Genomic DNA, 3,109 nt, shown 5'->3' on the forward strand with positions numbered 1-3,109 from the left:
AGCGCGACCCGCTAGGCCTCGAACGTCATCGCAATATGGATCAATGACTGCGTTGAAATAACGCTGTGGCGAAAATGGCCAAAGCCTTCCACGCTATAAGCAAGTACTTAACAAGGAGGAGCAGGACACGCTAGCGAAGCGGCACAGGTAAGTGTCATCCAAGCGTAAAGAGCATCTGCCAGTGTCGGTATTGCCGTCAACCAAGGAGTAGTTTCCGCGATGGTACGACTCGATAAGAAAGCCACCAGGCTGTATGTGCTAGATACCAACGTCCTGATTCACGACCCCGCCGCGCTCTATCATTTCGATGAGCACGATGTGGTCATCCCCATGACCGTGCTTGAAGAGCTGGACAAGCACAAGAACGGCATCCGTGAAATTGCCCGCACCGCTCGCCAGATCAGCCGCACCCTGTCAGACCTGACCAATCAGGTCACCTTCGATGAAATCCAGAAAGGCATCCCCATTCCACGTATCAGCGGGGAGTCCGGTCGGCTGCACTTTTTGTGCTACAACGACCTGAAGCCGTTCGACGCGCTGGATGACAGTCCCGACAACCGCATCCTGGCTGAGACCTGCCGCCTGCGTGACGAGCGCCCGGATGCCTCGGTGATTCTGATCACCAAGGACATCAATCTTCGCGTCAAGGCTGCCGCGCTGAAAGTGCCCGTCGAGGACTACCTCAACGACCGCGCCTTCTCCGATAGCGACGCCATGATCGAAGGGGCCAAGGTGTACGAGGCCGCAGGCCTGGGCGGTGCCTCGCTTTGGGAAAGTCTCAACGTGGAGGTCAATGTCGAGCGCGTCGCGCACCACACTTTCTACCAGCTCAGCGGCACCATGCCCCGGGACTGGCATGTCGGCATGCTGGTGTCGGATAGCGAAAACGGCGCGGAATTCGAAGCCATCGTTCGCGAGCTATCGCCCTCCTCTGCCCGCTTGCAGCTGCTCACCAACTACCGCCACCACGCGGGCGTCTGGGGAGTACACGCCCATGACAGCCGTCAGAACTTCACCCTCAACCTGCTTATGGACCCCGAGATCGACCTGGTGACCATTGCCGGTAATGCGGGCACCGGTAAAACCTTCATGACCCTGGCCGCCGCGTTTCAGCAGACCCTGGACAGCAAACACTTCGAGCGCATCGTGTTCACTCGAGCACCCATTCCCATGGGCGAAGACATCGGCTTTCTGCCGGGCACGGAAGAGGAAAAGATGTCGCCTTGGATGGGGGCCTTCCATGACAACATGGATAACCTGCTGCGCAACGAGGAGGGAGAGTCGAGCTGGGACAACGGTGCCACGCGGCAGCTGATCGGCTCGCGGGTGCAGATCCGCTCGCCCAGCTTCATGCGCGGGCGCACGCTCAACGATACGTTTCTGATCATCGACGAGGCGCAAAACTTCACGCCCAAGCAGCTCAAGTCGCTGGTGACGCGGGCAGGACGCAACACCAAGATCGTCTGCCTCGGCAACGTGGGGCAGATCGACACCCCCTATCTGACCGCCAACACCTGCGGCATGGCCGCCGTGGTGGAGCGGTTCCGGGATTGGCCCCATGCAGGTCACATAACGCTGAAAAGCGTCGAGCGTTCACGGCTGGCACTGGCAGCAGAGGAACTGCTTTGAACAGCCGCTAACGTCCCCACCCACCCTCCAACCCACGACCGCCCAGCCTGGCTGGGCGGTCGCCGCTGCTCAATCCTGCGAGTCGCGATCCTGCCAGGGGGTCTTCACGCCCACCGTATCCGCAGCAAAGGCGTCTCTTTCACCCAGCGGGCGCGGCTCGCCGGTGGTGGTGTCCTGGTAGGTCTGGCGCTCCATTTCACAGTTGATTTCGGCCCCCAGCAGCACCACGAAAGCCGACATCCAGAACCACAGCATCAGCGCCACCACGGCGCCCAGTGAACCGTAAAGTTCGCTGAAAGAGGAGAAGTAGCGCACGTAAAGCGACAACCCCCCAGACCCCAGCAGCCAAGTGGCGGTGGCCAGCAGCGTGCCGTAGCTCAGCCAGCGCCACTTGGCCGCTCGGCGGTACGGTGCAAAGCGATACAACAGCGCAATCAGCAGGCTCATCAGCACCAGCAGCGCTGGCCAGCGCAGCCACTGCAACAGCTTGTCAAAGGGAGGCTCCACCATCAGCCACTCCACCAGCATGGGCACCACGGCAATGAACCCCAGCGACACCAGCGTCATGCCGATGAGCCCGAACGTCAGCGCCACCAGCACGACCAGACGCAACAGTGCAGGCCGCTGCTCACGCTCGCCGTAAACCACGTTGAGCCCCACCACCAGCGCCGACACTCCTTTGGAAGCGATGTACATGGCCACCAGCAACCCAGCCAGGGCGGCCATGACGTTGCCACGCTGGGCACTTTCCACCACCTCCTGGGCCTGCTGGTCGATCAGGTTGGCCGCATCGGGCGGCATGAAACGGCTGATTTCATAAAGCTGCCGCCCTGCTTCTACCGGGTCGAACAGCAGCCCCCAGATGGAAATCACGGCGGCTATGGTGGGGAACAGCGCCAGCAAGGCGTAGAACGCCACGCAGGCAGCGTACATGGTCACCCGGTCTCGACGGGACGCCCTCAACACGCGCCAGCCGATATCCAGCCAGCCCAGCCGGGGTATGTCATCCGGCGTCACGGCCTGACGCCCTCGGTCTTCCTGGTATGCTTGCGACCCCGTCTGCGGCTTGCTCATGCCAGCCCCTCCCACATCAACAGTAGCGCCAGCAGCACGGCCATGGCCATCATCAACCCGCTGCCGTGCTGGCGCAGCCAGGGCTCTGCATCCAGGCTTCGCCTGAGCAGTTGCATGACAGCGCGCTCGAAAGCCAGACCGCGCGCCACCGACGCAGCTTTGACGCGCCCCAGCGTATCACTGAAGCGCTGACAGCCCTGCAGGGCATAGCCTGCCAGCGGCGCGTATAGCCACCATAGATCGCCCGCTGGCGGTGGAGAAACTTTCACACGCTGGCGCAGGGAAAGTGCTACCACCAACGCCAACAGACCCACCGGGAAAGGCCAGACGATCCCGGCCCACTCGGCCAACGGCGGCACCTCGGCACCGTGCAGCGGCAGCCACAGCGGGGTGGCCAGCGCGGCCA

At 62.2% G+C, this 3,109-nt stretch carries 2 protein-coding genes and 1 pseudogene; 1 reads left to right on the top strand and 2 read right to left on the bottom strand.

Features of this window, described 5'->3' with window-relative positions; translation table 11 throughout:
• Nucleotides 1-219 precede the first annotated feature (219 nt).
• Complete coding sequence (locus B7L71_RS03510) at nucleotides 220-1,629, top strand: PhoH family protein (protein ID WP_016916388.1); 1,410 nt, start codon at nucleotides 220-222, stop codon at nucleotides 1,627-1,629.
• Nucleotides 1,630-1,698: 69 nt separating this feature from the next.
• Here the strand turns inward: B7L71_RS03510 and B7L71_RS03515 are convergent, their stop codons facing one another.
• Nucleotides 1,699-2,703 (bottom strand): YihY/virulence factor BrkB family protein, encoded by a 1,005-nt coding sequence (locus B7L71_RS03515; RefSeq protein WP_081136037.1) that lies wholly within the window; start codon nucleotides 2,701-2,703, stop codon nucleotides 1,699-1,701.
• Nucleotides 2,700-3,109 (bottom strand): annotated as a pseudogene (locus tag B7L71_RS03520) (hypothetical protein); the annotation flags it as partial. The gene B7L71_RS03515 and the pseudogene B7L71_RS03520, both read right to left, overlap by 4 nt.

This window comes from Halomonas sp. BC2 (genome assembly GCF_002078115.1).
In the GTDB taxonomy this organism is placed as follows: domain Bacteria; phylum Pseudomonadota; class Gammaproteobacteria; order Pseudomonadales; family Halomonadaceae; genus Vreelandella; species Vreelandella stevensii.